Annotated in this window: 10 protein-coding genes; 2 read left to right on the top strand and 8 right to left on the bottom strand. The window is 65.3% G+C overall.

Going from position 1 to position 14,628, the window contains the following annotated elements; all coding sequences use genetic code 11:
• Positions 1-10 precede the first annotated feature (10 nt).
• The 6 genes from RIdsm_RS17865 to RIdsm_RS17840 form a co-directional block, all read right to left on the bottom strand.
• Positions 11-2,164 carry a TonB-dependent receptor gene (locus RIdsm_RS17865; protein ID WP_057819984.1) on the bottom strand — a complete coding sequence of 718 codons (2,154 nt, stop codon included), beginning with the start codon at positions 2,162-2,164 and terminating at the stop codon, positions 11-13.
• A 126-nt stretch (positions 2,165-2,290) separates the two neighbouring features.
• On the bottom strand, positions 2,291-3,091 hold the full coding sequence (locus RIdsm_RS17860; protein WP_057819986.1) for an ABC transporter ATP-binding protein: 801 nt from the start codon (positions 3,089-3,091) through the stop codon (positions 2,291-2,293).
• Entirely contained in the window at positions 3,084-4,067 is a 984-nt protein-coding gene (locus tag RIdsm_RS17855; protein ID WP_057819988.1) for a FecCD family ABC transporter permease, read from the bottom strand. Before RIdsm_RS17855 ends, RIdsm_RS17860 begins: the two co-directional genes overlap by 8 nt.
• Positions 4,064-5,065, bottom strand: coding sequence for a FecCD family ABC transporter permease (locus RIdsm_RS17850; protein WP_074940774.1), 1,002 nt, complete (start codon positions 5,063-5,065; stop codon positions 4,064-4,066). The genes RIdsm_RS17855 and RIdsm_RS17850 overlap by 4 nt, the downstream gene beginning before the upstream one ends.
• Positions 5,062-5,994, bottom strand: coding sequence for an iron-siderophore ABC transporter substrate-binding protein (locus RIdsm_RS17845; RefSeq protein ID WP_057819990.1), 933 nt, complete (start codon positions 5,992-5,994; stop codon positions 5,062-5,064). Before RIdsm_RS17845 ends, RIdsm_RS17850 begins: the two co-directional genes overlap by 4 nt.
• A 107-nt stretch (positions 5,995-6,101) precedes the next feature.
• A complete protein-coding gene (locus tag RIdsm_RS17840) occupies positions 6,102-7,748 on the bottom strand; it encodes an ABC transporter ATP-binding protein (RefSeq protein ID WP_057819992.1) in 1,647 nt (548 codons plus the stop codon).
• A 245-nt stretch (positions 7,749-7,993) separates the two neighbouring features.
• Between RIdsm_RS17840 and RIdsm_RS17835 the strand changes: the two genes are divergently transcribed.
• Together RIdsm_RS17835 and RIdsm_RS17830 are read left to right on the top strand one after the other, a co-directional pair.
• A complete protein-coding gene (locus RIdsm_RS17835) occupies positions 7,994-8,875 on the top strand; it encodes a helix-turn-helix domain-containing protein (RefSeq protein ID WP_074940776.1) in 882 nt (293 codons plus the stop codon).
• A gap of 97 nt (positions 8,876-8,972) precedes the next feature.
• Positions 8,973-11,111, top strand: a complete 2,139-nt coding sequence (locus tag RIdsm_RS17830) for a TonB-dependent siderophore receptor (protein ID WP_082647505.1) — start codon at positions 8,973-8,975, stop codon at positions 11,109-11,111.
• A gap of 100 nt (positions 11,112-11,211) precedes the next feature.
• Here RIdsm_RS17830 and RIdsm_RS17825 read toward each other — a convergent pair whose 3' ends face one another.
• Positions 11,212-12,945 (bottom strand): IS1 family transposase, encoded by a 1,734-nt coding sequence (locus RIdsm_RS17825; RefSeq protein ID WP_143100418.1) that lies wholly within the window; start codon positions 12,943-12,945, stop codon positions 11,212-11,214.
• A 739-nt stretch (positions 12,946-13,684) separates the two neighbouring features.
• The gene (locus RIdsm_RS17820; RefSeq protein ID WP_057816977.1) at positions 13,685-14,530 is read right to left on the bottom strand and encodes a DUF3800 domain-containing protein; all 846 of its coding nucleotides are present in this window, start codon (positions 14,528-14,530) and stop codon (positions 13,685-13,687) included.
• Positions 14,531-14,628: the final 98 nt, after the last annotated feature.

The raw sequence follows: 14,628 nt of genomic DNA, 5'->3' as shown, positions 1-14,628 counted from the left end.
CCGACAGCGCTCAGAACGTATAGTCGAGCCGAAGCCCGATCTCGCGCCGGTCGCCCAGCGTGGCAAGCCCGCCGGGGCTCGACTCGTAAAGGAAATATTCCTCGTCCAGCAGGTTGGTGGCATAGGCCGTGACCCGCGCACCGCTGTCGAACCCGTAGCCAAAGCTCACGTCGACGGTGGTGTAGTCATCCATCGTCAGCGGCCGCGCCACGCCCTGTTCGATCCGCGACATCGACCGGCCCATGTAATTCACGTTCCCATTGGCAAACCAGCCCGTCTCGGCCCCCCAGCGGAAGCCGACGGCGACATTCGATTCCGGCGCGCCGGGGAAGGGCAGGCCGGAATAGTTGATCCCGCCCACGGTGAAATTCTTGAACTCCGTCTCCAGCAGCCCGACCGAGCCATAGACCTCCAGCCTGGCGGTCGGCTCATAGGCAATCTCGATCTCGGCGCCATAGGATTCCGACCGCCCCGCATTGGCCACGAAAGCCGAGGTCGGGTCGCCGGCAGTCGCGTAAACCTCGACCTGCTGGTTGTCCCAGTCCTGGAAGAACAGGTTCGCGCCGACCGTCAGGCTGTCCTGCAGGAACTGCCCGCGCCAGGACAGCTCGTAATTCTTGGCCCGCTCGGCGTCATAGGTGAACAGCGCCCCGTTGTTCGACTGGATGCCCGAACCGCCGGGCCGGTACCCTTCCTGGTAGGTCAGGGCGAAGCGTTGCGTCTCCGAGAAGCTGTACTCGATCCCCACCTTCGGCAGCACGACCGTGTCGTCGAAGCTGTTCACCGTGTTCGTCGTCACCACGCCGTTCGACGCGAAGAAGGCCCGCTGCTCCTGGTCGATGTAATCGACGCGCGCCCCCACGATCCCGCGCCAGCCCGGCGCGAATTCATAGGACACCTCGCCGAACCCGGCGATATTCGTGATGCTGGCCGAGTTGCGGCTGGCATCGAAGGACAGGATCGTCTGGTTGCGGAACGCCTCCTGCTCCTCCTGCGAGAAATAGGCCCCCGCCACCCAGCGCAGCGGCCCGTTGTCGAAGTTGAGCCGGATCTCCTGCGACAGGATCTCCTGCTCGAACTCGCCATCGGTCACCATGAACTCGCCCGGCGTGCCCTCGTTGATCGAATGGCGGTCGGTCACCGACCGGCTCCAGCCGGTCATCGCGGTCAGGGTCAGCGCATTCGAAAACTCGTGGGTGATCTCGACACCAAAATTGTCGACCGTCGTCTCCCGCACATCCTGGAAGACCGGGAATTCCGTAAAGGCCGGCGGCAGCGGGATACCCGCCACCACGTCGGGCCGGATCGTGCCCCAGACATCGCCCCGCTCGGCGCCATAGCCGGGTGACGACGACGACCAGTTGATCCCCGCGATATTGTCATCCGTCGGGCTCTCGAAGGAATGCGAATAGCTCAGCAGCACCTTCGTCGTGTCCTCGCCCGTCGGCAGCCACAACAGCTTGCCCCGCACGTTGTAGTAATCGTCTGTCTTGTAATCGTCCCACCGCACGAACCGCTGGTAGGAGGGATAATTCAGGTCGGTATCCTTGCTCGACCACTCCCCGCTCACCCGGAAGGCCAGGTTGTCGCTCAGCTTGTTGCCATAGGCGATGCCCACCTGCCGGCGGTTGTCCTCGCCATAGGTCAGCTGCACCTTCATGGATTTCTCGAAGGTCGGATCGACGGTGCGCAGGTAGATCGCACCGGCCAGCGCGCTGCGCCCCTGCAAGGTCGATTGCGGCCCGCGATAGACCTCCACCTGCTCCACGTCGAACGTCCCGCGGAAGCCACGGCGCGTGCCCTCGACGGTCTGCTGCACCCCGTCGATATAGAACGACGCCAGCGGCGCCCCCAGCCCGCCCGGCGTCAGGCCCTCGGAATTGATACCCCGGATCACGAACCCGCTTTCATTGAAATCGCCGCGATTGACGTTCGCCATGCGGCGGAAACTGTCCTCCCACGACTCGATGGTCGGAGAGTCGAGCTCTTCCGCCTCGGCCACCGCGACGCTCGCGTTGCTCCGGCCCGGGTCGTCGGTCGACCGCTCGCCGTAAAGCACAAGCGTGCCCAGGTCATAGCCAAGGCCATCCTGCGCGAGGGCCGATGTTGCGGAGATAAGTGCGGTACCGCCAAGCAGCACGGCGAAGAGGGGGCGTCTGGCCATCCTTTGCCTTCCTTTTTGTCGAATCAGGAACTGGCTGGCGATGGCTGACCATTTTGCTCAGATTAGGGGGCGCCTTCCTTGGGGTGAAGGCCGCACCGCAGCAATCCGGCGACCGTTTCTTAACTGTCACACTTCCCGGCTCTGCCGGGGCAGGCAGATCGGCGCGTCGCTATCGGGGTCGGTCAGCGTGACCACCTCGACGCCAAACACCGCCCGCACGTTCTCCGGCGTCAGAACCTCCCCCGGCGGGCCCTCCGCCGCGATCCGCCCGTCGCGCACCAGCACCAGCCGGTCGGCATAGCGCGCCGCCTGGATCAGGTCGTGCAGCACGGCCACCACCGTGGCGCCCTCCCGGTCGACCAGCCGGCGCATCAGCCCCAGAACCTCGATCTGGTGGGCCAGGTCCAGGAACGTCGTCGGCTCGTCCAGCAACAGGATGTCGCTCTGCTGGGCCAGCGTCATCGCAATCCACGCCCGCTGCCGCTGCCCGCCCGACAGGTTGCCCACGGGCCGGTGCCGCAGATCCTCCAGCGCGGTCAGCCGCAGGGCGGTCTCCACCGCCTCGGCATCCCTTTCCGACCAGCTGCCAAAGATCGACCGATGCGGATAACGCCCCTGCCGCACGAGGTCTTCCACCGTCAGCCCGTCCGGCGGGCTGGCCGATTGCGCCAGGATCCCGACCCGCCGCGCAATGGCCCGCGCCGATTGCCTTGCGATGGGCTTGCCATCCAGCAGCACCTCGCCGCCCTGCAACCGGTGCAGCCCCGCAAGGCTGCGCAGGATGGTCGACTTGCCACAGCCATTCGGCCCCAGCAGCGCGGTGAACCGCCCCGGCGCGATCTCCAGGTCGAGGCCGCTGACGACGTCGCCGTTGCCATAGCCCATCGACGCGTTCCGTGTGGCCAGTATGGCCCCTGTCTCACTCATGGCGTTTCGTCCAAAGCAGGTATCCGAAAAAAGGCGCGCCCAGCAGCGCCGTGACCACGCCCACCGGCAGTTGCACCGGCGCCAGCGCCCGCCGCGCCACGATATCCGCCGCCAGCACGATCAGCGCCCCGGTCAGCGCCGAGGCCGGGATCAGCGTGACATGCGACCGCCCGGTCAGCGCGCGCGCGATATGCGGCGCGGCCAGGCCCACGAAGGCGATCGGCCCGGCCGCCGCGACCGCCGCCCCGGCAATGAGCGCACAGCCCAGCATCATCAGCCCCCGAAGCAGGTTCACCCGCTGCCCGCGCCCCCTTGCCACGTCATCGCCCAGCGACAACAGGTCAAGCTCCCTTGCCGCCAGCCAGATCACCAGCATCGGCACCGCCGCCCAGGCAAACAGGGTCTGCACCTTGATCCAGCGGCTGTCCTGAAGGCTGCCCGACAGCCACACCATCGCCCTTTGCACGAGGGAGATATCGCCGAAGGTCGAGATGAAGCTCGCCCCGGCGCCCGCCAGCGCCGACAGCCCCACACCGATCAGGATCAGCCGCAGCGAGGTCGTCCCCTGCCGCCACGCCAGCAGGAAGATCGCCACCGTCATGCCGACCGCCCCGGCAAAGGTCACCACCGGCAGCAGCCGCTCGGGCACCGTCTCGACCTGCACGATCACCACCATCGCCGCCAGCGCCGCGCCCGCGTTGATGCCCAGCAAGCCCGGTTCGGCCAGCGGGTTGCGCATCACCGCCTGGCAGACGGCCCCCGCCACCCCAAGCGCCGTGCCCAGCAGCACCGCCATCACCGCCCGGGGCAGGCGCAGCCCGGTCACGATCGTCTCGACATGCGCCGGCACGCCCTCGGCGCCCACCAGCGCCCCGAGGATCTGCCCGACCGGCAGCCTCTGATCGCCCACCGCCAGCGCCAGCAGGAACAGCACCACAAGCAGCGGCGGCATCGTCAGAAGGGCGGCCCGGTTCATGCCCCGGCCCCGCCGTGCCGCCGCGCCAGCCAGATGAAGAACGGCGCCCCCAGCACGGCCAGCGTGATCCCCACCGGAATGTCCCGATCCGACAGCGCGCGGGGCAGGGTGTCGGCACAGAGCGTCAGCGCCGCACCCCCCAAAAGGCAAAGCGGCAGGATGCGCCGGTAATCCGCCCCGATGCACATCCGCACGATATGCGGCACCACCAGCCCGACGAACGCCACCGGCCCGGCAATCGCCACCGCCGAGCCCGCAAGCCCCACCACCAGCAAGGCCGCAATCGCCCGCCACGCCAGCGCATTCTGCCCCAGCCCCCGCGCCACGTCGGCCCCAAGGCTCATCGCGGTGAACTGCGCCCCGCAGACCAGCGCGGCCACCAGCGCCACCGCCAGGTAGGGCAGAACCGCCACCACATCCCCCAGCTGCCGCCCCTTGAGCGACCCGACGGTCCAGAACCGCACCGTGTCCAGCGTCTGCGCATCGAACAGCAGGATCGTCGTCGTCACCGACCCCAGGAACGTCGTCACCACCACCCCCGCAAGCACCAGCTTCAGGGGCGTCGGCCCGCTCCGCCCCGCCGTGCCGAGCGCATAGACCAGCGCCGCCGCCGCGCCCGCGCCGACAAACGCCATCCAGATCAGCTCCGACACAGCCGTCAGGCCCAGGAAGGCCAGCCCGCACACCACCGCAAAGGCCGCCCCCGCATTCACGCCCATGATCCCGGGCTCGGCCAGCGGGTTACCGGTCACTGCCTGCATGATCGCGCCGGCCACCGCCAGCGCGGCGCCCGCCGACACCCCGGCCAGCACCCGCGGCAGCCGCACCTGCATCACCACGATATCCGCCCGCTCGGTTCCCGGCGCCCAAAGCGCCTGCGCCACGCGCCCCATCGGAATGTCGCTGGCCCCCACGCCCATCGCCCAGACGGCCAGCACCAGCAGGGCGACGGCGAGCAGAAAGGGCAGGGCGGCATGGCGTCCGGCGGCGGCGGTCATTCCTCACCGATGACGTAACGCTCCAGATCGTCGAGCACCTGGTGCGCCGAATCGAGCCCGCTGAACTGCATCCACGTCCCATGCCCGACCCGGTGCACATCGCCCGACTGCACCGCCGGCAGCATCTGCCACAGCGGGTTGTTCAGCACCTCTTCGTGCCGCCCGTCCTTGTCGGAATCGTTCGTGCCGCCCACGATGTAAAGCAGCACGTCGCCATCGAGCTCCGCCAGCTCCTCCCACCCCGGGCGCTTCATCGACATGTCCGGGTCGTCCGAGGTCTCGTAATCCGTGCGCTCGACCCCCGCCTTCTGCATGACCGCGAAAGGCGCATAGCTGCGCGGCGCATCCAGATACACCTGGAAATCCCACGAGGTGATGCGCAGCACCGACACCGTCTTCTCCGGCATCCTTTGCCGGATATCCGCGAGCCGCGCGTCATACTCCGCCAGCCGCGCCTCGATCTCCCCGGTCTTGCCGGTCATCCCCGCCATCAGCCCGTAATAGGCCCGCCAGTCGATATCCGTGTAAAGCAGCGTCGGCGCCAGCTGCGAGATCTGCGGATAGACCCCGCTCGCCATCGATGGGCTGCCGACGAACCCCACGATCAGGTCGGGCTGCAGCGCCACGATGGTCTCGAGGCTCGGCTCGGTCACGAACCCGGTGCTGGTGACATCCGCCTCCACCGCCCGCGCCTTCAACGCCTCATCGCTTATGTTGTCGAGCGGCGCGCCGACGATGGGCAGACCAACATCAAGCCCGATCCCCAGCCCGAAACTCGCGTCGAGCACAACCACCCGCTGCGGCTCGGCCGGCACGCAAAGCGGCGCGTCGTAAACGGCGGCGTCCTCGATCACACGCCCGTCACAGCCCAGTGCCGCACCCGCGCTCAGGACGATAGAGGAAATAGCAATAAGGGCAGGCCGTAGCATGCGCACCTCCGTTCTGGTCAGCCGTATTTCATGGCTCAGAGGCGCGGGGCACGTCTTGGCTGCGCGCATTCAAGTCAGGGTGCGCCCCAATGTCAATGCACGGGCGCTCACGCCGCGATAAGCTGGCCGCCCTCGACCCGCACAACCCGGTCGGCATCCTTGATCGTCTGCGGCCGGTGCGCGATCACCAGAGAGGTGCGCCCCTCCGACAGCCGGTTCAGCGCCGTCTGAATGCGCTTTTCCGTCTCCAGGTCCAGCGCCGATGTCGCCTCGTCCAAAATCAGGATCGGCGGATCCTTCAGGAAGGTCCGCGCAATCGCCACGCGCTGCTTCTGCCCGCCCGACAGCGCCACGCCGCGCTCGCCCACCACCGTATCCAACCCCTGCGGCAGGCTCTGCACCAACTCGCTCAACTGCGCCTGGTCCAACGCCTCGAGGATCTCCGCCTCGCTGGCGCCCAGCCGCCCATAGGCCACGTTCTCGCGCAGCGTGCCGCCGAACAGGAACACGTCCTGGCTGACCACCCCGATCTGCCGCCGCAGGCTCGCCAGCGTCAGCTCGCGGATATCCGTGCCGTCGATCAGGATGCGCCCGCCCTGCGGGTCGTAGAACCGCGGCACCAGCGACACCAGCGTCGACTTGCCCGCGCCCGACTGGCCGACAATCGCCACCGTCTCGCCCGCCGCGACGGAAATCGAGATATCCTCCAGCACCGGCATCGCCGCGTCATAGCTGAACGAGACATTCTCGAATTCGATGGCCCCGCGAAACGCCGGCGCCTCCCGCGCGTCGGGCTTTTCGGCCACGTCCGGCTCCAGCGCCATCAGGTCCTGGTAGCGCTGAAACCCGGCCAGCCCGCGCGGATAAAGCTCCATCACCGCCGCGATCTTGTCGAGCGGACGGAAGAACACGCCCACCAGCAGCAGGAAGGCCACGAAGCCGCCGATGCTCAAGTGCCCCTGCGCCACGAAAACCGCGCCCGCCACCAGGATCGCCACCTGCACCAGCCGCATCCCCATGTAATTCAGCGTGGTCGACGCCGCCATCAGCCGATAGGCATCGAGCTTGGTGCGCCGGTAATTGGCGTTGTCCTTGGCAAAGAGGTCCTTCTCATGCGCCTCGTTGGCAAAGGACTGAACCACCCGCATCCCGCCCACGTTCTCTTCCAGCCGCACGTTGAAATTCGCCACGCTGCGATAGATCTGCTGCCAGGTCTGCGTCAGCCTGCGGCCATAGACCGCCACCAGCACCACCACCGCCGGAAAGATCACCGCCGTGATCAGCCCCAGCTCGACATTGATGAACACCATCAGGATGAAGGCCCCGACAAAGGTCATCAGCGCCACGAACAGGTCTTCCGGCCCGTGATGCGCCACCTCGCCGATCTCTTCCAGATCGCGCGTCACCCGCGCCACCAGCGTGCCGGTGCGCTGCCGGTCGAAGAACGCGAAAGACAGCCGCTGCAATTGGTCGAACGCCTTCCGCCGCATCTCCGTCTCGATATTGATGCCCAGCATGTGGCCCCAATAGGTCACCACCGCCATCAGCCCGGCATTGAACAGGTACACCAACAGCAACCCGGCCGCCGCCAGGATGATCAGGGGCATGTCGCCGCTCGGCAAAAGCCGGTCGATGTAGAACTTGATGGCAATCGGAAAGGCCAGCTCCAGCAGGCCGGACGCGATGGCACAGCCGAAATCCAGCAGGAAAAGCCCCCGCCACGGGCGGTAATACGCGAAGAAATCTCTGAGCATGGTCCGCCGCCCGCGCTGTTCCGGAAGGGTCGTGGTTTGGCTGGTCCCCGGCCGGGCGCCGGACCGACTGGCTGCTGCGCGTGATAATCGCTGCCGCCACTTTGGGCAATCCCCGGCGCTTGAACGATCGGCCCCTCGATACGGGCAGGGCAGGGGCCCCGCTCCGGTTGACTCCCCTTTGCGAAAGGATACAACCAGCCTCAGCCAGCGACCCCGCCCAGCCACCAGACGCAGAGGCGGAGTTCATGACCTTTCACCCAAGGATGTATGCGGCCGTGCAGGGCTTCCAGCCCCTCGCAGAGCTGCGCAGCCTCGCGCTCGACCGAATGGTCGTCGACTACTGGCGCGTCAAGGGCAGCGCCAGCGCGGGCGGGCGCTACGCCTCGCTGCATCCGCGCTTCGTGCTGATCCTCGACGACCGCCGCCTGTCGCTCTCCCGCGCCCGCGGCGCCACGCCCGAACCGGCGGCGGGGTGCTACATCCCCGCCGGGCTCGAGGTCTGGGGCACCATCGAGGAGCCGGGCGAGCTCTGCCATGTCGACATCCACCTGCCCCTCAACCGCCTGCGGGAACTGGTCGAACCGGGCACGGCCCTCGACCGCCCGGTGATCCTGCCCGATCTCGGCCCGCTCGCCCTGCTGGCCGGCATGCTGCGCGACGCATGCGCCGCCGCCCGCCAGTCGCCTGCCCGGGGCGAGGCGCTCGCCCGCGCGGCGGTGACCGAGATCTTCCACCTCGACCGCGCCGGCCGCCCGGATGGCGGCGCCGGCAACGGCTGGCTCGACCGGCTCCGCTCCCATGTCTTCGAGCGCATGGCCCAACGCATCGTCATCGACGACCTCGCCCGGGCCTCCGGCCTCTCGCGCACCCATTTCAACCGCACCTTCCGCCGGGAAACCGGCCAGTCGCCCTATCAATGGGTGCTGGGCATCAAGCTGGGCTATGCGAAGCGGCTTCTCGTGCACGGCCTCCCCTGCGCCGAGGTGGCCCAGGTCACGGGCTTCGCCGACCAGGCCCATTTCTCCCGCAGCTTCCGCGCCGAAACCGGCCTTGCCCCGGCGCGCTGGGCGCAAGGCCACGCCGCCGGCGGCGATGGTCCGATTGTTCAAGACAACCCAACCCGATAGTTTTTATCAGGTACCCTGACGCAAGCTGCCAGCGACGCCCGGTGCCCCACCCGGCGCCACCGCGGCCAGCCGTGATATCATTCAGAGGGACGCCGACATGGCCACACGCAAAACCCAAGCCCTTGGCGCCGCGCGACTGGGCGCCGCCGGGCTTCTGCTGCTCTCCGCAGCCACCGCCGCCTATGCCCAGGCCGAAGACGAGAATTTCGACCTCGGCACGCTCACCCTGCAAAACCAGGAAGACGCCACCGGACCCGTCGGCGCCGACATGAACCCGCCCACCGTGACCGGCACCAAGGCGCCCGTCACCGTCAGCGAAGTGCCGCAATCCGTCTCGGTGCTCGGCCGCGAGAAGATCGAACGCTTCGGCGCCAACCGCGTCAGCGAGGCGCTGCGCTACACCGCCGGCGTCACCTCGGACGTGTTCGGCGATGACGACGATTACGACTGGCTCCGCATCCGCGGCTTCCAGGCCGACCAGACCGGCATCTACCTCGACAACGCCCAGAACCTCTCCTTCGCCTTCGGCTCCTTCTTCATCGACCCCTACACGATCGAGCGGATCGAGGTGCTGCGCGGGCCCTCCTCGGCGCTCTACGGCGGCTCGAACCCGGGCGGCATCGTCAACTACGTCTCCAAGCGCCCCGGCGGCCGCATCCGCGAGCTGACCTTCGGCCTCAACGACGCCACCGGCGCCTATCTCGAATTCGACTACGGCAACGACATCGGCGAGGACCGCGCCTACCGCCTCACCGGCCGGCTCGAAGGCGGCGACAAGTACGACGCCCTCAACGAGGGCCTGCGCGGCACCTTCGCGCCCTCCTACAAGTTCACCACCGACGGCGGCACCGAGGTCACGCTGCTGGCCAACATCCACATCGCCGACGAGAAGCACAACGGCAGCAGCTTCCTGCCCTACCAGGGCACCGTCACGCCGACGCCCCAGTTCGGCTATATCGACCCCGACGCCAACTTCTCCGACCCCAACTGGGACAGCTACGAACGCCGCCAGGCCTCGGTCTCGGCCATCGTCGAGCGCGAGCTGGCGAACGGCTTCACCTTCACCGGCATCGGCCGGCTGGGCTATGCCGACGTGCACGAGCGCTATTACTACCCCTTCGGCTATGCCGGCTACGCCCCCGGCCCGGGCGACGCCCAGGGCACCCTCAGCCTGATCGCCTTCGAGCATGACACCCAGGTCGCCACCGCCCAGACCGACCTGCGCTACTACGGCACCGTCTCGACCGGGCCGGTCGAGCACGACCTGCTCTTCGGCCTCGACGCGCGCTATTACGAGATCGACGAGATGCAGGCCTCGGGCTTCGGCACCAACCAGGTCGTCGGCCCCCGCCCGCCGGGCACCCCGGTGATCGGCGCGCCCTACCAGGACGCCACCACCAAGCAGCGCCAAGTCGGCCTCTATTTCCAGGACCAGATGCGCTGGGGCAGCGGCTGGATCGCCACCGCCAACCTGCGGCACGATTTCGTCAAGACCAGCCAGGACGGCACCGGCGCCTTCAGCCGCGACGACAGCGAAACCTCCTGGCGCGCCGCGCTCGCCTATGAAACGGCCGCGGGCTTCACGCCCTACGTCTCCTATTCGAGCTTCTTCAACCCGCTGATCACCTCACCGGCCAACGGCGTCACCAAGCCCGAAACCGGCGACCAGGTCGAAGTGGGCTTCAAATGGGCGCCCGAGGGCGGCCGCTTCTCCCTCACCGGCGCGGCCTTCGAGATCAACCGCGAGAACGTCGTCGTCGGCGCCTTCCCGAACTTCAGCCAGCTGGGCGAGGTCCGCTCCCGCGGGGTCGAACTGGAAGGCGAGTACGATTTCGGCAACGGTCTCTACCTGCAGGCCTCGGCCACCTTCCTCGACGCCGAAGTCCGCCGCGACAGCAACGCCGCCCTGATCGGCACGACGCCCACGCTCATCCCGGAAACCGAGCTGTCGCTCCTGGGCACCTACGCCTTCTCCGGCGCGCTGCGCGGGCTGGAACTGGGGGCCGGCATCCGCCACCGCGGCGAAAGCTTCGCCGACGCGGCCAACACGCTGAAAGTACCCGACTCGACCATTTACGACCTCTACGCCAGCTACGCCTTCCAGAACGGGCTCGAGGCCAACCTCTCGGTCACCAACGTCGCCGACGAGCGCTACGTCACCGGCTGCCAGACGGTCTATGTCTGCTCCTACGGCTCGGGGCGCGAAGTGAACTTTTCGGTCACCTCGCGGTTCTGAGGGGGTCCATGCGACGGAAAACGGGGGCGCGGCCTGAAAGGCAAGCCCCTTACCGTATGTGTGGAAGATTGCGCGCTGCCAATGGCAGCGCGCTTTTTATTCATTCTCCGAAGAGATCCCGCTCGTAGACTTTGCCCTTAGCGAGGCCGAGTTTCATCGCCGGGGTTCGTTTTGTGTCCCGTGATCCCATCCAGTTGTGGTGAAAGCGGTAGATCTCGATGATCTTGACCAGCATCTCCGGCTTGTAGAGGAAGTGCCGATCCCAGGTTCGGCCATTCGCGCTTGGCGTCGAGACTGGCCGGGATGCTGGCCGCACATTGCTGCGAATCTTGTGGAAATAGCTGTCCACGCTCCGCAGCGTGGCGAGACGCATCAATCTCGCGCATCGCTCTGTTGAGAGCTCGGGTCGGTCCGTCTTGAGATCAACGGCCCGGGAAGGTTCGGACTTCGTGTGATACGGCCAATCGAAGGGAGAGCCGATAGGCCTGCCGGCGAGACGCTTGACGATCTCCCTGTCGATTTCCTCGTTCAGCACGAACTCCGGCAGGCTGTTGAGCTGATGTGCGGTCAGGTTGAGATCATTCCGCAAGTCTCGGCGCCCTTGGGCATAGAGAGCCTCGCGTGCGTCGTTGAACTCGTATTTGGCGAAGGACACTGTTGCCACATCCACCCGACCCACCGCGACCTCCGGCGCGAAGGCTGCGAGAAAAGCCTTGCTGAGGCCGGCGTCGCCGTCCTGAACGAAAAAGAAGCGGCTTTCGGATCTCGACACCATTCGGCGGAGCATCAGCGCGTGAGCAAACTGCTGGATGTCTTGGCGCACGAGGCCGCCTACATGCGGCAGTTGTAAACCCAGATCGACATCTGCGAGGATCTCGGGGTCGATCTCGGCGCCTGCGGTGATGTCGTCGAGATATTTCTTGAACTCGGAGGCCGTCCAGAGACGTCCGTGGTGCCGCCAGCAGCGGTCCTTTGCCAGATCTCCATTGGCCGACATGTCGGCCTCGATCTGTCTCATATCGCCCGTAGGGTCGAACTGGAGATGCCCGAGGACGATGAAGCCCGAGTTCGCGTGCGCGGTGCAGAGGTGCTGCACGGACACGGAAGCACGCTTCTTGCGGTTGGGCCAGTTGAGGGTCAGCGTCTGGCTGTCCGTCGCAAAGCGGCGGCCATATCTCACCCAGTCGACATCGCGGAGATCGCCTTCCCGCCGATCGGTGAACTCTCGAACCCGATCGTAGATGAAGTCGATCTTCCGATAGACATCACGCGGCGCGACATCGGCGATCTCCGTGATCTTCGACAGGGAGGTTCCGTGAACGAGCAGTTTCAGGATCTGCCCGTTCTTGGATTGGCGTCGATGATTGCGGGCCGGATGGCCAATGGTGAATGTCGATCGACATTTCTTACAGGCGTATCGCTGATGCCCAGCTTTGGTCCGCCCCGTCCTCCAGTAGAGATCAGGTCTTTTATCCACCGTTTTCCCGTGTGAAAGGCAATCAGCATTTGGGCACGACTTGCCCATACCGTGGAAGCATTGCAATCGCCGCAGGCGTGTGTATTCTTCTACGATAGCTCGGTTGTTTTTGACGACAGACTCCTGGCCGCAATATCCGCATTCGAAGTATTTGTCGTCGCCGGTGCCTCCGACTTTCCCGCGAGGAAAGTTGGCATTCACAGCCGAGAGCCTGAGGCCCCGGCCATCACGGGGATCGGGGCGAACACCGAAATGGGCGCATTGCGCATTCCGGCAAAAGTTCACATCCACTCCGAAAAACGGGAGAGGAAGGCGCCGTTTCGGGCCTGTCGCAGATTTTTGCGAGACGGACTTCACCTGATATCTCCATTCGTGGATTCGTTCAGGTCAAGTTTCTAAGGATAAGGTTGGCCACTTTGTGGCCAACCGAAGCATTTTCTTCAACACATCTGGTAAGGGGCTTGCCTGAAAGGGCCGCGCCCTTTTTGGTGTTGAAACCTTTCCACGAAGCACCAGCCCGGAATCCAGGGCGAAGCCCGCCGCGCATCGCTGGGCCGTCCCGCCGCACCGGAGGTGCGCCGCCATTCACGGCACGCCTGTGGCGTGACGGCACGGCGATTTGGCAACCGGAGTGCCACGCTCGATTGCTGGAGGCACGTCTCAGGCATGAAGTGGCAGCCACCCCCGTCGGCTCGCCGCACCACGGCCCAACGATGCGCGGCTCCTCAACGGCGGAAAAGAACAGCCGGTTCGCCCCGCGAAACCGGCCTTCCCCCAGGACGCGGCGAAGTTCCGCAGTGAGCCCATCTGCGAGATCAGTGAGATGCGCAGCATCCGGTCCGATGGGCGGATTGCCGACTTTCGCCGCGCGACGGTCGAGTGGCCGTGATGCGCAGGTAGCGACCTTGCAAGTTCCGCTGGGAAGAAGATGCGGCAATTCGGCTTTATTCTTTGTGTTGTGGCCAGCAAGTTACTGTAATTGTTAAAAGAGCCTTACGGGGAAGGGCGTTGCTTGGCTTTGAGGATGACAAGAAAATTCTTGCCTTTGCTTAGGGTCTGTGTATGTCATGCAGTATGGCACTGCCACGGGGTCAGGCTATACGCCGACCGCCTCAGGGGATCCTTCGGGATCCCTTGTGTGTGTCTGGAGCTTTTCCCACTGTCCGTATTCACCATCGAAACAGGAATACTTCACCCCTACGGCATCGTCATCGTGTTTGAAATCCAACAGCATTTTTCGTTCAACCAGCTGCTCGTAGGCACGGTTCTGCTTGCCGCAAGTGACTTGGCTGACAGGATGAACAAACAGGTCTGCCAGCTGAAGTAAGGGATTTCCTTTGCCATCGGGCCAGATGACGTTGAGGTGATCCTTGAACTGCGCACCGGTCAAAGGCCCATACTGCTTCGAAGTCTCGGCACAAAAACCCATACCTGCGACCTTGAGGTCTGCGAAGTAGTCCTCAAGCAACCTATCCTCTTTCTTGCCAGTGCGCTCATAGACCACGTCCAGCTTCCGCCCGCCCTGCATTGCGAGTTTCGCCGCTCGTTCGACAGAGATGTCGAAAGCCGTTTTGCTCATGGCCCAGCGAATGCCGTCAGGATATTTCTCAATATAACGATCCCGATAGCCAGGGCGACAGATCACGCAGGCGTGGGCGATGAGCCGATCATCCAGGACAAGTTGATTTAACTCCTCAAAGAAAGCTTCTTTTCGGTCAGCATCCTTTTTGAGGAAGCCGAATTTCCCTTTGCCGGACCGGATTTTGTTACCATGAAGTGCGGGGACTCCCCATTTCTTGCAAAACGCCTCCACTTTGGAGGAGAGGGCGTCAACGTCTTCGGACGCAACGATGACTCCCCCGAGTGCAAAGCTCAATTCATGAGCTGGAGAAGTAGCGTCGGTCGCGCCTGTGCAAGTCGTTCGCGTCCCGAAGTCGTCCATGTAGAAAACGTATTTGCTGTTCAAGTTGGCCTCAGAGACTATGGGGGCACGAGTCAACATATTGGAATAGAATGAGAATGAAAACGCTCAGATGACTA

The organism is Roseovarius indicus (assembly GCF_008728195.1).
Taxonomy (GTDB): domain Bacteria; phylum Pseudomonadota; class Alphaproteobacteria; order Rhodobacterales; family Rhodobacteraceae; genus Roseovarius; species Roseovarius indicus.
The sequence above is the reverse complement of the archived record's forward strand: the minus strand, read 5'-3'. Positions and strand labels throughout refer to the sequence as shown.